14 protein-coding genes are annotated in these 14,349 nt (G+C 64.6%); 6 read left to right on the top strand and 8 right to left on the bottom strand.

What is annotated here, in order from left to right; genetic code table 11:
• Positions 1-284: 284 nt before the first annotated feature.
• The 3 genes from BUA26_RS14345 to rlmJ form a co-directional block, all read right to left on the bottom strand.
• The gene (locus BUA26_RS14345; RefSeq protein ID WP_072761474.1) at positions 285-1,196 is read right to left on the bottom strand and encodes a cation diffusion facilitator family transporter; all 912 of its coding nucleotides are present in this window, start codon (positions 1,194-1,196) and stop codon (positions 285-287) included.
• Between the two features lie 65 nt (positions 1,197-1,261).
• Positions 1,262-1,774: a Slp family lipoprotein gene (locus BUA26_RS14340; protein ID WP_072761473.1), complete on the bottom strand. Its 513-nt coding sequence runs from the start codon at positions 1,772-1,774 to the stop codon at positions 1,262-1,264.
• 88 nt (positions 1,775-1,862) lie between these two features.
• Positions 1,863-2,786, bottom strand: coding sequence for a 23S rRNA (adenine(2030)-N(6))-methyltransferase RlmJ (rlmJ, locus tag BUA26_RS14335; RefSeq protein WP_072761472.1), 924 nt, complete (start codon positions 2,784-2,786; stop codon positions 1,863-1,865).
• A 162-nt stretch (positions 2,787-2,948) separates the two neighbouring features.
• Between rlmJ and BUA26_RS14330 the strand changes: the two genes are divergently transcribed.
• The 5 genes from BUA26_RS14330 (at position 2,949) to BUA26_RS14310 (ending at position 7,569) form a co-directional block, all read left to right on the top strand.
• A complete protein-coding gene (locus BUA26_RS14330) occupies positions 2,949-3,296 on the top strand; it encodes a hypothetical protein (RefSeq protein ID WP_072761471.1) in 348 nt (115 codons plus the stop codon).
• A gap of 235 nt (positions 3,297-3,531) precedes the next feature.
• Positions 3,532-3,816 (top strand): hypothetical protein, encoded by a 285-nt coding sequence (locus tag BUA26_RS14325; RefSeq protein WP_255368366.1) that lies wholly within the window; start codon positions 3,532-3,534, stop codon positions 3,814-3,816.
• 110 nt (positions 3,817-3,926) lie between these two features.
• Entirely contained in the window at positions 3,927-5,711 is a 1,785-nt protein-coding gene (locus BUA26_RS14320) for a copper resistance system multicopper oxidase (protein WP_072761470.1), read from the top strand.
• Positions 5,708-6,913, top strand: a complete 1,206-nt coding sequence (locus tag BUA26_RS14315) for a copper resistance protein B (protein WP_072761469.1) — start codon at positions 5,708-5,710, stop codon at positions 6,911-6,913. Before BUA26_RS14320 ends, BUA26_RS14315 begins: the two co-directional genes overlap by 4 nt.
• 20 nt (positions 6,914-6,933) lie before the next feature.
• Complete coding sequence (locus tag BUA26_RS14310; protein ID WP_072761468.1) at positions 6,934-7,569, top strand: c-type cytochrome; 636 nt, start codon at positions 6,934-6,936, stop codon at positions 7,567-7,569.
• Here the strand turns inward: BUA26_RS14310 and BUA26_RS14305 are convergent.
• Entirely contained in the window at positions 7,563-8,204 is a 642-nt protein-coding gene (locus tag BUA26_RS14305) for an NAD(P)-dependent oxidoreductase (protein ID WP_072761467.1), read from the bottom strand. The genes BUA26_RS14310 and BUA26_RS14305 overlap by 7 nt on opposite strands.
• Before the next feature lie 133 nt (positions 8,205-8,337).
• Between BUA26_RS14305 and BUA26_RS14300 the strand changes: the two genes are divergently transcribed.
• Positions 8,338-9,234 (top strand): LysR family transcriptional regulator, encoded by an 897-nt coding sequence (locus BUA26_RS14300; protein ID WP_072761466.1) that lies wholly within the window; start codon positions 8,338-8,340, stop codon positions 9,232-9,234.
• Positions 9,235-9,239: 5 nt separating this feature from the next.
• Here BUA26_RS14300 and BUA26_RS14295 read toward each other — a convergent pair whose 3' ends face one another.
• The 4 genes from BUA26_RS14295 to BUA26_RS14280 form a co-directional block, all read right to left on the bottom strand.
• Positions 9,240-10,169: a DMT family transporter gene (locus BUA26_RS14295; protein ID WP_072761465.1), complete on the bottom strand. Its 930-nt coding sequence runs from the start codon at positions 10,167-10,169 to the stop codon at positions 9,240-9,242.
• Between the two features lie 90 nt (positions 10,170-10,259).
• Positions 10,260-12,446, bottom strand: a complete 2,187-nt coding sequence (locus BUA26_RS14290; RefSeq protein ID WP_072761464.1) for an AsmA family protein — start codon at positions 12,444-12,446, stop codon at positions 10,260-10,262.
• Positions 12,447-12,665: 219 nt separating this feature from the next.
• Positions 12,666-13,259 carry a class I SAM-dependent methyltransferase gene (locus BUA26_RS14285; RefSeq protein ID WP_072761463.1) on the bottom strand — a complete coding sequence of 198 codons (594 nt, stop codon included), beginning with the start codon at positions 13,257-13,259 and terminating at the stop codon, positions 12,666-12,668.
• Positions 13,260-13,338: 79 nt separating this feature from the next.
• Positions 13,339-14,289 (bottom strand): peptidylprolyl isomerase, encoded by a 951-nt coding sequence (locus BUA26_RS14280; RefSeq protein ID WP_072761462.1) that lies wholly within the window; start codon positions 14,287-14,289, stop codon positions 13,339-13,341.
• Positions 14,290-14,349 lie beyond the last annotated feature (60 nt).

Genomic DNA, 14,349 nt, shown 5'->3' with positions numbered 1-14,349 from the left:
GTGTGTTCAGGCGATGTGAGATGCACGCAGCTCGGTGTGGGTTGGTACCACTCGGGTCGAACGCATTAGCTTGCCATCGCTATCGAAACGGCATTCGGCTGATCGGGGCATGGTCCGACTTTGCTCGTCATCCCGGAATCGCGAAGCGATATCCGGGACCCAGTGCCTTTGCGCCTTACCGCTTTACGCGAAAGACAGTGGGTTCCCGCCCCTCGACGAAAGCACTCGGGGCAGGCTTAGCGGGAATGACGGAACGGCGGTTGATCGGGGCGTCACTGGACCTTTCAGTCCGCAATATCCGGCTCGAAGAAACTCCAGCGCACGTCGCCGAACTCCGCCTTCATCGCAGCCTCCACCGTGTTGATCGCCGCGATGAGCTGTTGGTCGCCATCGACGGAAACCATGCGCGCCTTCACCGCCACCATCACGTCAGGTCCCATCTGCAAGGTGATCAGGTTCAGCACGTCGGCGACTTCCGGGCGATTTTTCAGGAAGGCCATCAGCTCGTCGCGGCGGCGCGGCTCCACGCCCTGGCCGATCAGCAGAGCCTTGACCTCGATCGCTACCAGTACCGCCACCACGATCAGCAGGGCGCCGATGGCGATGGTGCCGGCGGCATCGAACATCAGGTTGCCGGTGAGCATGGTGGCGCCCACGGCGAGGGTGGCCAGGCACAGGCCGATCAGCGCCGCCAGGTCTTCACCGAAGATCACCAGCAGTTCGCTGGAGCGGGTTTCGCGAAACCATGTCCACAGGTTTTGCGTGCCGCGGGCCTTGTTTACTTCCTGCAGGCAGCCGCGCATCGAAATGCTTTCGACGACGATGCCGAACACCAGCACGCCCAGCGCCAGCCACGGCCATTTCAAGGGCTCGGGATTTGTGAGCTTGTGGATGCCTTCGTAGATCGAGAACATGCCGCCCACGCTGAACAGCAAGATCGCGACGAGGAACGACCAGAAGTACAGCGCGCGGCCCCAGCCCAGCGGGAATTCGTCGGACGGCGGGCGTTTGGCCTGACGTATGCCGAGCAGCAGCAGGCCCTGGTTGCCGCAGTCGGCAAGCGAGTGCACGGCTTCGGCCATCATCGCGCCAGAGCCGGTGACCAGCGCGGCAAAAAGTTTGGTCACGAAGATGGCGAAGTTCGCACCCAGCGCGAGCAGGATCGCCTTGATGGGGTTGGCGTGACCGGACGACATGCGGCTTCAATCCTTGGAAATGAGTCGCACAGTCTAGCGGCGACGCAGGATTTTGCGCGGGGGTGTCAGTGGATGCCGACGCCCACACCCACGCCGAAGTGGATGTTGTTGCGGCCCTTGTTCATTTCGTCGGCCGTCCACACGTGCGACTGCGCCACGGTGATCAGCGGAAATACGTAATCGGCTGCACCTACCTTGCCGGCGCGGCTGCCGTTGAGCTTGCCACTGATCGTCATCAGCGCGCCCGCGGGGTAGTCGAGCGGTTCCGCGTAGCCGGGCAGCACGGCGATGAAGCGGCCGTTGCCGCTGTCGTTCGCCTTCGGTCGCTGCGAGCCATCCAGCGGATAGGCCAGCAGTTCGACTTCGCTGTGGTCGTTGAAGTTGCTGACCTGCACGATGCGGCCACCCCAGATGATGTCGCCGCCGGCATAGCGTTCGGGCGCTTGCGCGACCTGGAACGGCGTGGCGGCCGTTGCCTGTGCGGTCGCCTTGTAGAGAGGTGCCGGCGCACAGCCGAGCACGGACAGCAGAACCAGCAAGGCGGGCAGGCAGAGCAGGGAGCGGGCGGTGGTACGCATGGCGGACTCCTGTGGCGGTGCGTGAAAGTGATCGATGATCGCTACGCTACAACAAGCGGGGCCAGCGCAGTGCGTGTCGCCGATGGCGTCAGCGCCGGCGTGGCGGCGGCGTAGCTGGGCGCAGCAGGCGCGACGGCGGCAGCGGACTCGGTGCGGCGGGTTCGGCGCCCTCTTGTAGCAGCCAGTCCAGCTTCGTTTCGGCAGGACGCTCCTGCGACAACAGGCTGGCCAGAGCACGCAGCGGTTCGCGCAGCACGTCGTCGAGATTCCACGGCGCGTTGAGGATCACCATGCCCGAGCCGTTGAGGCGCAGCGGCGAGTCGTCCGGATGCACCAGCAGTTCGACGCGCAGCACGCGTTTCGCACCGCTGCGCTGCAGGCCGCGCAGAAACGGCTGCACCTGGCTGCGCAGCTTGATCGGATACCACACGGCGTAGACGCCGGTGGGCCAGCGCAGCAGCGCCTCCTTCAAAGCCTTCTCGATCAGCTTGTACTCGGCCTCTTGCGCCTCGTACGGCGGATCGATCAGTACCAGGCCGCGTTTTTCCTTCGGCGGCAGCAGCGCCTTCAGCGCCTCGTAGCCGTCGCGCTGATGCACGTGCACCCGCGGGTTGCCGCGGAACAGGTCGCGCAACTTGGAGGCTTCTTCCGTATGCAGCTCGCACAACTGCGCGCTGTCGTTCGGACGCAATAACCGGGCGACCTGCAGCGGCGAGCCGGGATAATGCTTCAACCCCTGCTCGTTGCCTTCGCCGCCGAGGATGCCGGCGCGCCATCGCTGCAGCAGCGGCGGCACCTTTTCGGCCGGATGCAGCCGGGTAATGCCGTCCTTGTATTCGCCGGTCTTCTTTGCCTCGAATCCGTCCAGCGGGTAGTTTCCACTGCCGGCGTGAGTGTCGATGTAACAGAACGGCGTCGGCTTGGCCTGCATTGCCTCGATCAGCGCGAGCAGTACGGTGTGTTTCAGGACATCGGCGAAATTGCCGGCGTGATAGGCGTGGCGGTAATTCATGGCGGTCACGGCGGGCAGGGGAGCCAAGTATAGATGCGCGGATGCTGTCCTTCCCCGTAACGTAAACCATTCCTGCACATTCGCCGGTGCAGGCTTTGCCTGTTGCGTGATCGCAACCGGTCAGGCATCCCGGCCTGACTGCCTTCCGCCCGGAGAATCAACATGATGTTTTCGCCGAAAACCATCCTGGCAACAGTCGTGTTCGGTCTTGGTCTGGCCGTCACCACGGTTAGCGCCCAGGAAGCCGGCAGCATGGCGCCGGCTTCTTCCGCCAGCAGCATGGGCCAGATGCACAGCGACTCGATGATGCACAAGATGAAAGGCAGCATGCACAAGATGAACAGCAGCATGCATCAGATGCCCGCTACCGTGACCTCCGTCGACACCACCACCGGCATGGTCGAAGTGACCAGCGCTGGCATGTCGCTGCGCGTACATTTCCCACCGGCATCGGTGGCGGATCTCAAGGCCGGTGACAAGATCACGCTGCACATGGGTTACACCAAGTAGTCCGGTAGAAGTAGCCCGGTTGGTGTGGAGTGGAAGCATGCCTGGTCTTCCGGCCGGGCCGATCGCGTGTGGATGCAGCTCCAGAGTTGAGCCCTGGCGAGGCAGCACGTAAGCTGCGCCGATGAGCCGCACGCTTCGCCACTTCGCATACTCGTCACGCTTTCGCGCGCTGGCGTGGTTGGCGTGGCTGATTCTTGCCGTGACACCGGCGTATGGCACACCCGGCGGAATGGCCATGAGCGACGCGCATCAGGCGGGCCCGGTGCCGTCCGTGGCCTATTTGGCCGGCCACGGCCAGCACACCATGCAGGTCGATGCCGATTGCTGTGGCGGTCGGGGCCATGGCCAGCAGGCATCGACGGATGCCTGTCACTGCGCGATGGTGTGCGGCAGTGTATTGCCGGCCGTTGCCATGGCTGAACTCGCTCCGGCGCCGCTGGTTGCCGTGCAGCGCTCTGCATCAGTCGCGGCCCCGCCCAGCATCCCCCACGCACCGCCGTTGCGACCTCCAACAGGCTGACCTTCGCTCATCGCGATGGGCCTCGGCCGCGCTCGCCCGCGTCATAGCGAGCGCGCCAGGTGCGTATGGCCGGCACGGGTTGCCGGCGCTTTCCCCGCTGGAGAGATTCCATGAAATCACTTTTTCCGTCGCCGGCGACTGATCTGTCGCGACGGCGTTTTGTCCAGGGCGTGGCCTTGGGCGGCGCGGCGGCCGGTCTTGGCCTGCTGTGGCCTTCGAACGTCTGGGCACTGACCAGCCCCGGACATCCCACCGTGTTGAGCGGTACCGATTTTGCATTGGACATCGTCGAGGCACCGGTCAACTACACCGGCAAGACGCGACCGGCGGTCACCATCAATGGCGGCATTCCCGGCCCGATCCTGCGCTGGAAGGAAGGCAGCACGGTCACCTTGCGCGTAACCAATCGATTGCAGCACATGCCGACCTCGATTCACTGGCACGGCATCATCCTGCCGGCCGGCATGGATGGTGTGCCGGGCCTCAGCTTCGATGGCATCGCACCCGGCGAAACCTTCACGTACCGGTTCCAGGTGCGCCAGTCAGGCACGTACTGGTATCACTCGCATTCGGGTTACCAGGAGCAGACCGGCTTGTACGGTCCGCTGGTGATCGAACCGGCCGGCCCCGATCGTTATCCGACCGATCGCGACTATGTGGTGATGCTGAGCGATTGGACCGATGAGAATCCCGAGCGCATCTACGCCAAACTGAAGAAGCAGAGCGACTACTACAACTTCGCGCAGCCGACCGCGCCGGACTTCTTTCGCGACGTGCGCGAGAAAGGGCTGGGTCAGGCGCTGGCGATGCGCAAGATGTGGAACGAGATGCGCATGAACCCGACCGATCTCGGCGACGTCTCCGCTTACACCTATACCTACCTGATGAACGGCGCCGCGCCGGCCGGCAACTGGACCGGCATTTTCAAACCCGGCGAAAAGATACGGCTGCGCTTCATCAACGGTTCGTCGTCCACCATTTTCGACGTGCGCATTCCCGGCTTGAAGATGACGGTGATCGCGGCCGATGGCCAGGACGTGCAGCCGGTGCCGGTCGACGAGTTCCGCATCTCGGTGGCGGAGACCTACGACGTCATCGTCGAGCCGCATGACGAGCGTGCGTATACCTTGTTCGCCCAGTCGATCGATCGCAGCGGCCATGCTCGCGGCACGCTGGCACCGCGGCTGGGGATGTCCGCCGAGATACCGGCAATGGACCGGCGTGTATGGCTGGGTATGCAGGACATGATGGGCGCCATGCCGCACGCGGATCACGGTAGTGGTCATGCCGCGATGCCCGGTATGGATCATGCCGCCATGGGTCACGCTGCCATGGATCAGGGCAACATGGCCGGCATGGCGGCCGCGCCCACACCTGTCGTTCGCCACGCCCGTACCGAATACGGCCCCGGTGTCGACATGCATGTCGACATGCCGCGCACCAATCTCGACGATCCGGGCATCGGACTGCGCGGCAACGGCCGACGCGTGCTGACCTACGCCGACCTGCATACCATTGGCGGTCCGATCGATACGCGCGAACCCAGCCGCGAGATCGAACTGCACCTGACCGGCAACATGGAACGCTTCATCTGGTCGTTCGACGGCGTGAAGTTCTCCGATGCCAAGCCGGTCCACTTCAACACCGGCGAGCGGCTGCGTATCGTCCTGGTGAACGACACCATGATGAACCATCCGATCCATCTGCATGGCATGTGGAGCGAGCTGGAAACTCCGGACGGCCAGTTTCAGGTGCGCAAGCACACCATCAACGTGCAGCCGGCGCAGCGCATTACCTATGCGGTGTCCGCCGACAATCCAGGGCGTTGGGCCTACCACTGCCACATGCTTTATCACATGGAGGCGGGCATGTTCCGCGAGGTGGTGGTGTCATGAGGATGCATCGCCGCAACACCTCGATTGTTCCGCGTTGTTCGGCGTTGCTGGCAGCGCTGCTGCTGGTGTTGCCGCTGGCGGCAACGGCGCAGAGCGCTCCGGCGTCGTCGAGCAGTACGGCGCCGATGGACATGGATGCCATGTCTGGCATGGATCAGGCCGGCATGCATGACATGGCGATGCCGGCCAGCACAAGCAGCACCGCGAAACCACCGACGAAAGCGCCGATCAAGAAGGCGAAGAAGCCGCATGCTCCCGCCACGTCGACACCTTCGTCCACGGGAATGCAGGATATGGGCGGCATGGGTCACGGTTCCGCGTCAGAGATGGATCACGGGCCGACACCTGCCGCGCCTGCGACATCCGGCCACGACATGTCGGTCATGGATCACTCGGTCATGGATCACCAGGCGACGCCGGACTCCAGCCATGGTGCGGCGCATGACATGGATTCGACGTCGGGCATGATCATGGGGCCGATGCAAGGCGGCCGCGCGCCAGCGGACGCACGCGGCGGCGATTATTCCGACGGCATCGCCGCCAGTCCAGCGCATGGGCTGCACATGCACGGCAGCGCGCCGACCGGCATGCTGCTGGTGGATCAGCTGGAAGCGTTCCATGGCCGCGACGGGAACGGCCAGTCGTGGGAGGCCGAAGGCTGGTACGGCAATGACGCGGACAAATTATGGCTACGCAGCGAGGGCGAACACAGCGGCGGCAGGCTCGAAGATGGCGAGCTCGAGGCGCTGTGGAATCATGCCGTCGCCACATTCTGGAGTACGCAGCTGGGTGTGCGCCATGATTTCGGGGCCGGCCCGAAGCGGGAGTGGGCAGCCTTCGGCGTGCAAGGCCTGGCGCCGTACTGGTTCGAGATCGAGGCAACCGCTTATGCCGGGTCTTCCGGGCGTACCGCAGCGCGTTTGCGTGCCGACTACGAGTTGTTGTTCACTCAGCGATGGATTCTGCAGCCGGAGCTGGAGGTCAACTTCCATGGCAAGTCCGATCCGGCGCGCGGCATCGGCAACGGGCTCACGGATGCGAAGCTGGGACTGCGCCTGCGCTACGAGATCCGGCGCGAATTTGCGCCGTATATCGGCGTAGTCTGGGTACGCCGCTTCGGAGCCACCGCCGACTTGGCTCGCGACGAGCATCAGGCTGTTTTCGACCAGCAATGGGTTGCTGGTGTCCGCATCTGGTTCTGACCCGGTTCTGAGGAAAGCCCATGAAACGACTCATCGTCACCCTCGCGATTCTCTGCGTCATCGCTGTCGCCGCCGTTGCAGCTTTCGTCTGTTCCGGCGTCTACAACATCGGCGCGGACGCCCCCCACACGAAACCCGTCTACGTGATGATGCAGGCGCTGCGCGAGCGCTCGATCGAGCACCATGCGAAGGACATCGTGGTGCCCAACCTCGATGATCCGCAGCTGATCCTCAAAGGTGCCGGCCAGTACGCGGCGATGTGCACCGGTTGCCACCTGGCACCGGGCATGGCCGAGAACGAAATGCGTCCGGGCATGTACCCGAAGCCGCCGCAATTGTCGAAGTTCCGGCCCGATCCGCGCGAGGCGTTCTGGGTGATCAAGCACGGCGTCAAGATGAGCGCGATGCCGGCGTGGGGTTCCAGCCACGACGACGCCACCATCTGGAGCATGGTGGCGTTCCTGCAGAAACTGCCCGACATGACGCCGGCGCAGTACAAGGACATCGTGGCCAAGGCGCCGCCGGATGAGGACATGGACATGGATATGGGCGGCGATCACGAGCATGCGCACGATCATCCGGATGCCGGTCAGCCGCCCGGCATGGCCATGCCCGCCGGAGCGGCCAGCATGGCCACGCCAAGCAGCGCTCAGTAGGCGACGGTGATGCGCTTGCGCAACGCGTCGTGCTGTTCGATCCGATCGAGCAGGGCGACAGCGTAGTCGGGAACCGTGATACGGCTGACGCCGTTGGCGTCGGCCAGCAGCTGGTCGCCGCCGACACGGTATTTGCCGCTGCGTTCGCCATCCTCGATCAGGGCGGCCGGGCTGATGTAGGTCCAGTCCACGTCGGCCTGGCTGGCGCGGAACACGTCCAGTGCCTTGGCTTGCGCATTCGCTTCCGGTTTCCAGGCCGCAGGGAAATGCGGGTCGTCGATCACCTTGACGCCTGGCGCCACTTCCAGCGAACCGGCTCCGCCGACCCATAGCAGCCGCTTCACGCCGGCCTTGGGCAAGCTGTCCAGCAGCACGCCCGCATTGGCGGGAACGCTGTCGGGGTCGCCATCGCGGCGGGCAGACAGGCTGGCCACCACGGCGTCGGCGCCGCGTACGGCATCGATCCAGCTGGCAGGTTGTGCGACGTCGCCGGTGACGACCTTCAGCTTGTCGTCGCGTTGAGCGAGGCGCGACGGGTCACGCACGATCGCGGTCACGTCGTAGCCGCGTGACAGCGCTTCCTTGAGGATGCCCTGGCCGAGATGGCCGGTGGCGCCGAACAGTGCGATTTTCATGGGTGGCTCCAGTCGAGGTATGCCGCGCGACGGATTGTCGGCGGTTGACGGGAGAAAGCATGCGCCATCTCATTGGTTTGATAAATCGCACAATGCATAATTCACTGTAAATTTTTAATTGACAGTGACAACCATGGCGAACGAAATCAATCTCAACCGGCTGGCGGTATTCGTGGCGCTGGTACGCGCGGGCTCATTCACCGCGGCAGCCGAACAACTGGGACTGACCAAGGCGATGGTCAGCCAGCATCTGGCGAAGCTGGAACGCGAGCTGGGCGTGACGCTGCTGCTGCGCAGTACGCGGCGCATGTCGCTGACCGAGGCCGGCACTCGTTTCCACGCCGATTGCGTACGCTTGCTGGCCGATGCCGAGGCAGCGATCGAGCGCGTAGGCAGCAATCGCGACACGCCCAGCGGCACGCTGCGCCTTACCACTTCGACCGACTACGGCATGGCGGTAGTGGCGCCGGCGCTGGCGAGTTTCTGTCAGTTGCATCCGCAGGTACAGGTCGATCTGGCGATCGGCGATCGCATCAGCGACCTGATCGCCGAACGATTCGATCTGGCGATACGGTTAGGCTGGTTGCGCGACTCCAGCATGCACGCCACGCGGCTTGGCAGCTTCCGCCAGCTGGTCGTGGCTGCGCCGGCGTATCTGTCAGTACACGGTACGCCGCGTCGGCCGGAAGATCTGGCCGCGCATGGCTGGATCGCCATGTCGGTGCTGGCCACGCCGCTGCGCTGGACCTTTGTCAGCGGCAGCGGCCATCGGCGCAGCGTGCGCATGCGGCAGGTGGCGCAGGCCAACAATGCGGCCGCCGTGCGTGCGATGGTGCTGGCCGGTGCCGGCGTGGCGGTGCTGCCGGATTACCTGGCCGAGGAAGACATCCGCAGCGGGCGGCTGGTGGTCTTGCTGGCGCAGTACCGGTTGCCCCAAGGCGGCATCCATGCGGTTTACCCTGGAAAACAGCCGCCAGCGAAAGTACGCAGTTTCATCGACCATCTGCGCGAACGGCTCGCACGCAGCTGACTCAGTCAGTCGACCATGCCGTGGCTTTCGCTGGTGCCGAGCAGTTCGGGCTGGTTTGTGGCGCGCTGTCTGCGATTGAGCAGCGGATGCGCGAACACTGCGGCGAGGATCACCACCACGCCGGCGTAGAACCAGCGATCCAGCTGACGTTGCTCGCCCAGCAGCAGGATCGCCAGCACGATCGCGTAGACCGGTTCCAGATTGGTCACCATCTGCGTGCCGAATGCGCTCAGGTGGCGCAGCGCAACGAGTGCCAGCGTGAACGGCAACAAGGTGCAGCCGAACGACAGCACCAGCAGCATCAGCGCGTCGTGCGGATTCGGCAGCATGAAGGCCGGGCCGGAATGCGGCAGCAGCGGCGCCAGCAGGGTGAGAAAGAGCGTGCCGGTGCCCAGTTCGATACAGGTCACCGTGAGCGGATCGCCGTGCTCGACCATCCGCTTGTTGAGCGAGCCGAACAGCGCCACGAACAGTGCCGACAGCACGCCCACCGCGATGCCCAGACGCATGTCATGTGGCACGCCGCCGACCACCATCATCACGCCTGGCACCACTACCGCGCCGATCACCAGCTCGCGCGGATCGAACCTGCGTTTGGCGATCCACGGCTCGATGAAGGCGAGGAACACCGGCCCCAGTGCAATGCAAGTGGCGCCGACCGAAGCGTTGGACAGTTTGATCGAGGCATAAAAGGTGAGCCAATGCAGTGACACCAGCACGCCGATGCCGGCATACGCCAGCAGCAGTCGCGGCGGCATCGCGCGCAACCCGCGCCAGACCTTGGGCATCAGCAGCAACGCCGCCATCACCAGCAACATGCGCCACCACACCAGCGGCAACGCCGGCAGCGTGATCAGCTTGCCGAGAATGGCGGTGAAGCCCCACAGCACCACGCAGAAATGAATCTGCAGGCGGGCTTTGCTGGCTGCTTGCATCGAGGAGCGTTCACGGAAAGAGGGGAGCCGCATTCTAGGCGCGGCGAGTCCCCTCCGCCCATCACTTTCGCCAAGGCAAGTTCGGTTGATTTATTTCTTGCCCTGCTTGGCGGGGGCAGGGGTCTTTCCCGCGGACGGCATCATCTTGCCCGAGCTGCGCAGCTGCTGGAGCACGACGCCGCATGTGTTGTCGCCGCTGTCGCCATGGCTAGGCGACACCAGCGCCAACAGTGCAGCGGCGGGCGCAGCCACCACGCCGAGCGCGACCACGCCGGCACCGCGGGCCAGCAACGGACCGGCGTGCACGCCGACGTCGGGGTTCTTCAGCGTGCCCTGCACATACAGCGGCGAGCGCAGCGAGAAGATGCGGAAGCCTTTGGTATGCGGTATCACGTCGAGATTGAGTTTCTCGCTGGCGAAGTTGATGGTGCCGTCCACGTTGATCACCGCATCATCCGTGTCGAACACGAACAGCCGCATGTCGAACAGGCCATCTTTGGCGGTCATGTCGCTGGCGGCGCAGTTGATCTTCACTGTCTTGTCGCCGAACAGTTTGCCTATGACGATGTTGCCCACGTTGAGGCCGGCGGTCTCCAGCAAGGTCTTGCTGATCGCGCCGTCATTCATCAGCAGCTTCAGCTCGCCGTTGGCGCTGCCGAGCAGAGCGGCGACCGAATTGCCGCGGGCGTCGAGCGTCACGTCGCCGTTGATCTCGCCAAAGCTGGTCTGCATCGGTGCGAAGGTGGGGAACAGCTGCTTGAGCTTGAGATGCCGCGCATCGAGTTTCATCAAGCCGCGCATCGGCGCCTGGCTGCCGTCGAGCGTGATATTGCTGCGCACCGAGCCGCCGGCCAGTCCGAAGCGGAGCGGGTCGAGATAGAGCGCGCCGTTGTTCATGACCAGGTGGGTGCTCAGCGAATCGATCGGCAGCGCTTCGCCGTGCACGATGCGCGCTCCGGTGAAGTTCACGTCCGCATCCATCGCCTGCCAACGGTCGGTACGGAACGGTTCGATCGGCAATACTTTGTCGGCGGGTTGCGCCGTGGCATCGCCGCGCTGCTGTTTCTGGGCATTGCTGTCGGCACCGATCAGCGGTGCCAGGTCGGCGAACTGCAGCAACTGGGAGTGGAGATCGCCGCTCAGCTTCGGGCGTTCGCCGCCGGTGACGAACAGGAGGTTGCCGGCAAGATCGCTGCCGCCGACCCGGCCGCGGAAATTCTGGTAGCTGAAGCGACTTCCGCCGCGATGCAACTCGGCCTTGAGATGACCCTCGGTCGCGTACGGCGGCGTGTCGGGCAGGGTGACGCCGGTGAGCGGATACAGCTTGGCCATACTGGAACCGGAGAACCACAGGCGCACGTCGAGCGCGCCCAGATGTATCGGGTCGGTCAGTGTGCCGACCAGTGCGATGTGGCTGTCGCCGACCTGCATGTCAGCCTGCAGCGGGAATGGGTCGCTGGCGTTCTGCAGGGCAAGCACGCCGCCGGTTCTTCCATGGCCGGTGATCGGTGTGCCGCGGTAGCTGCCCGTGGCCTTCCAACCGAACAGATAGACGGTGGACGATTTGGCATTGCCGACGGTTGCCGTGGCATCGTTCTTGTTGGCGCTGGTGGCAGCGCGATCGAGCGCCTTCTTTGCGTCGGTGCCGGCCGATCTGCCGGCCTGCGCGCGTGCGTCGGTCGATTGCTGGGCCACGATCTGGTCGTACGGAATGGCGCCCTGCAACGGCTCCAGCATCACCTGCAGCTTCACTCCGCTGGTCGCGTCATCCAGCGTGATCTGGCCGCGATCGAAACCGATCCTACCCAGCGCCAGCGACCAGCCGGAAGGCTGGCTGCTCTGCGGCAGCACAAAGTCCCAGGTGGCGCGAGATTGTTTGTCGCGTTGCAGATCGATGCTCGGGTGCACCAGCTGCAGCGAAGGCACTTCGATGCGATGGGCTAGCAGCGCCAGCGGCGAAAGGCGGAACTGCAAGGCGTCGAGCTGGGCGAACTGGGGCTGCGCGGCCCAGTCCGGGTTGCCGATGGTGATCTGTTTCGCGGTGAACTCCGGCCATGGCAGCAGCGAGCCGAGCCAGCTGCCCGTCCGGTCGCGCTGCCAGTTCACGCTGAGGTCGCCGTTGATCGCGAACGGGCGACCGATGGCCTGGCTCACCTTGTCGCTGATGAACGGCTTCGCGCGGTTCCAGTCGAACATGGTGACCACGGCCAGCACCACCACGATCAGTGCCAGCAGCACGCTTGCGATCCAGCTTGCGATTTTCCCGCTGCGCTTCATCCTTGCTCCTTATTCGTCGACCGGACCCGAACATGCCGCATTTCGCGTCATATTTCGGGAGACGGGTTCGAGAGATAGCCGAGAATATGAAAAAGTTATGTATGCAACACGGTTTGCGCTCAGCCGTGATTCACTCTTTCAGAGGCGCATGCGAATGCTTTCGCCGCGTTACGCTGGCCAACGGTTCGAGTTGCAGTGGGGGCTAGCGCAGAACTCGCGTCAGGCGGCGACCTGGACGTCCGCGCACCGGCTGATCCGGTAAACCGCGGCTGGCGGCAGGTTCAGCAACGCGCTGCCGACCCGCTGCGCCTGCAGGTTCAGGCGTTTGAGCAGGGCGGCCGGCAGGGGACAGCGCGGGCCATAGGTGAACTGGTAGAACATGCCGTCGCTGCGCAGCTGGCGTTCGAATACGCCTTGCACGATCGCGGCGACCTGGCTGGCCGGCATCGACAGCAGCGGCAGGCCGCTGACTACGGCGCAGGCGCGCTCTTCGCCGAACAAAGACTCGGTATTCCCGAGCTGTGCCGCATCCATGCGCAGGATGGTGGCTTTCGGATAGCGCTTGGTCAACGCGTCGGCGAAATGCGGATCGGCTTCGATCAGCGCCAACCGGTGGGGCAGCACGCCGCGCGCCAGCAGCGCCCGGGTCAGCGCACCGGTGCCGGGACCCAGCTCGATCACCGGGCCGTCCAGCTGGCTGACGTGAGCGGTCATCAGTCGGGCCAGCGCTGCCCCGGACGGCGTCACTGCGCCGATCCCGCGGGGGTCGCGCAGCCATGCACGCAGAAAGCTCAAGGTGTCGTTCAACGCCATGCAACGATTTCCGCAGTGGGCCACATAGTCTGCAAGGTAACCGACCCAGCTGAACAAAATGTTTGCCGGGTGTCGGACATCAGTGTGCCGCCTTGATTGCGGGCGTCGGCTCACGTACCGGCACGTCGATGCTGCACAGATCGACCTTGCCTGGCGGCAAGGCATAGAACGCACTGCGACCATTACGCTTGGCGTCGATCAAGGCTGCGAAGGTGGGACTGTCGGTGCGCAGCACTTCAATCGCCGGGCGCTCTTTTGCCGGCATGTCAGCGGCGAGCCGGACCGAGCCGATAGCGATGCGCTGCGCCGGCTTGGTGTAAAAGCCCATCGGCTCGGCACCGCGCGGCAGGCCGGACAATAGCGGCATGCCCTCCAGCACGCGCCCAGCGATGGCGAGGTTGCGATCCAGCCGGCGCGGCGCCTGGCCGATCACCGCGTACAGCGAGCTGCCACTGCCGGTTTGGGGGTCGACGTCGCGCGCCACGCCGACGGCGCCGTAGCAGTGGGTCAGCCACTCCTGTCCGCTGGCCGGATCGCGCGCGGCCGGAAAGCCTTCGGAGAAGCCGACTTCGGGCGCGTACACATCGCCGTCCGGCAACGCTGTCCACGGCAGTTTCGGATCGATAGCGCGGGTGTATTCGGGCGGCAGCGTCTTGCTGGCCTTGCCCAGCGGGCGGATCTTGCTCTTGTCACCGTTGTCGTCGTCGTTGGGATCGCCCCACTGGGTGACGAAATTGTCCTGCACCCGGATGATCGCCAGCCCGTCGAAGTAGTGCTCGCGCACCAGGGTGCGGATATTCGCCGCGTGCAGCGGGGTAAAGTCCGGCGCCAGCTCGATCACAACGCGGCCCTGCGGCAACTGCATGAAGATCAGGTTCTGCGGATCGGGCGTGCGCCACTCGGCCGGCGTGGACTTGGCCAGCAGCTCCTTCGCGGTAGGCGTGGGCTTGCTCTGCTCGGCGGCGATAGCGGGTAGTGCCAGCAAGGCGCTGGTCAGCGTGAATACGGTGATGAGACGGCGGCAAAGCATCGAGTTCCCCTGCGGCAACGGAATGGCAAGAGCGCAACTTAGCAGAGTGGCGTGTGGACG

It is taken from the genome of Rhodanobacter sp. OK091 (assembly GCF_900142825.1).
In the GTDB taxonomy this organism is placed as follows: Bacteria; Pseudomonadota; Gammaproteobacteria; order Xanthomonadales; family Rhodanobacteraceae; genus Rhodanobacter.
The sequence above is the reverse complement of the archived record's forward strand: the minus strand, read 5'-3'. Positions and strand labels throughout refer to the sequence as shown.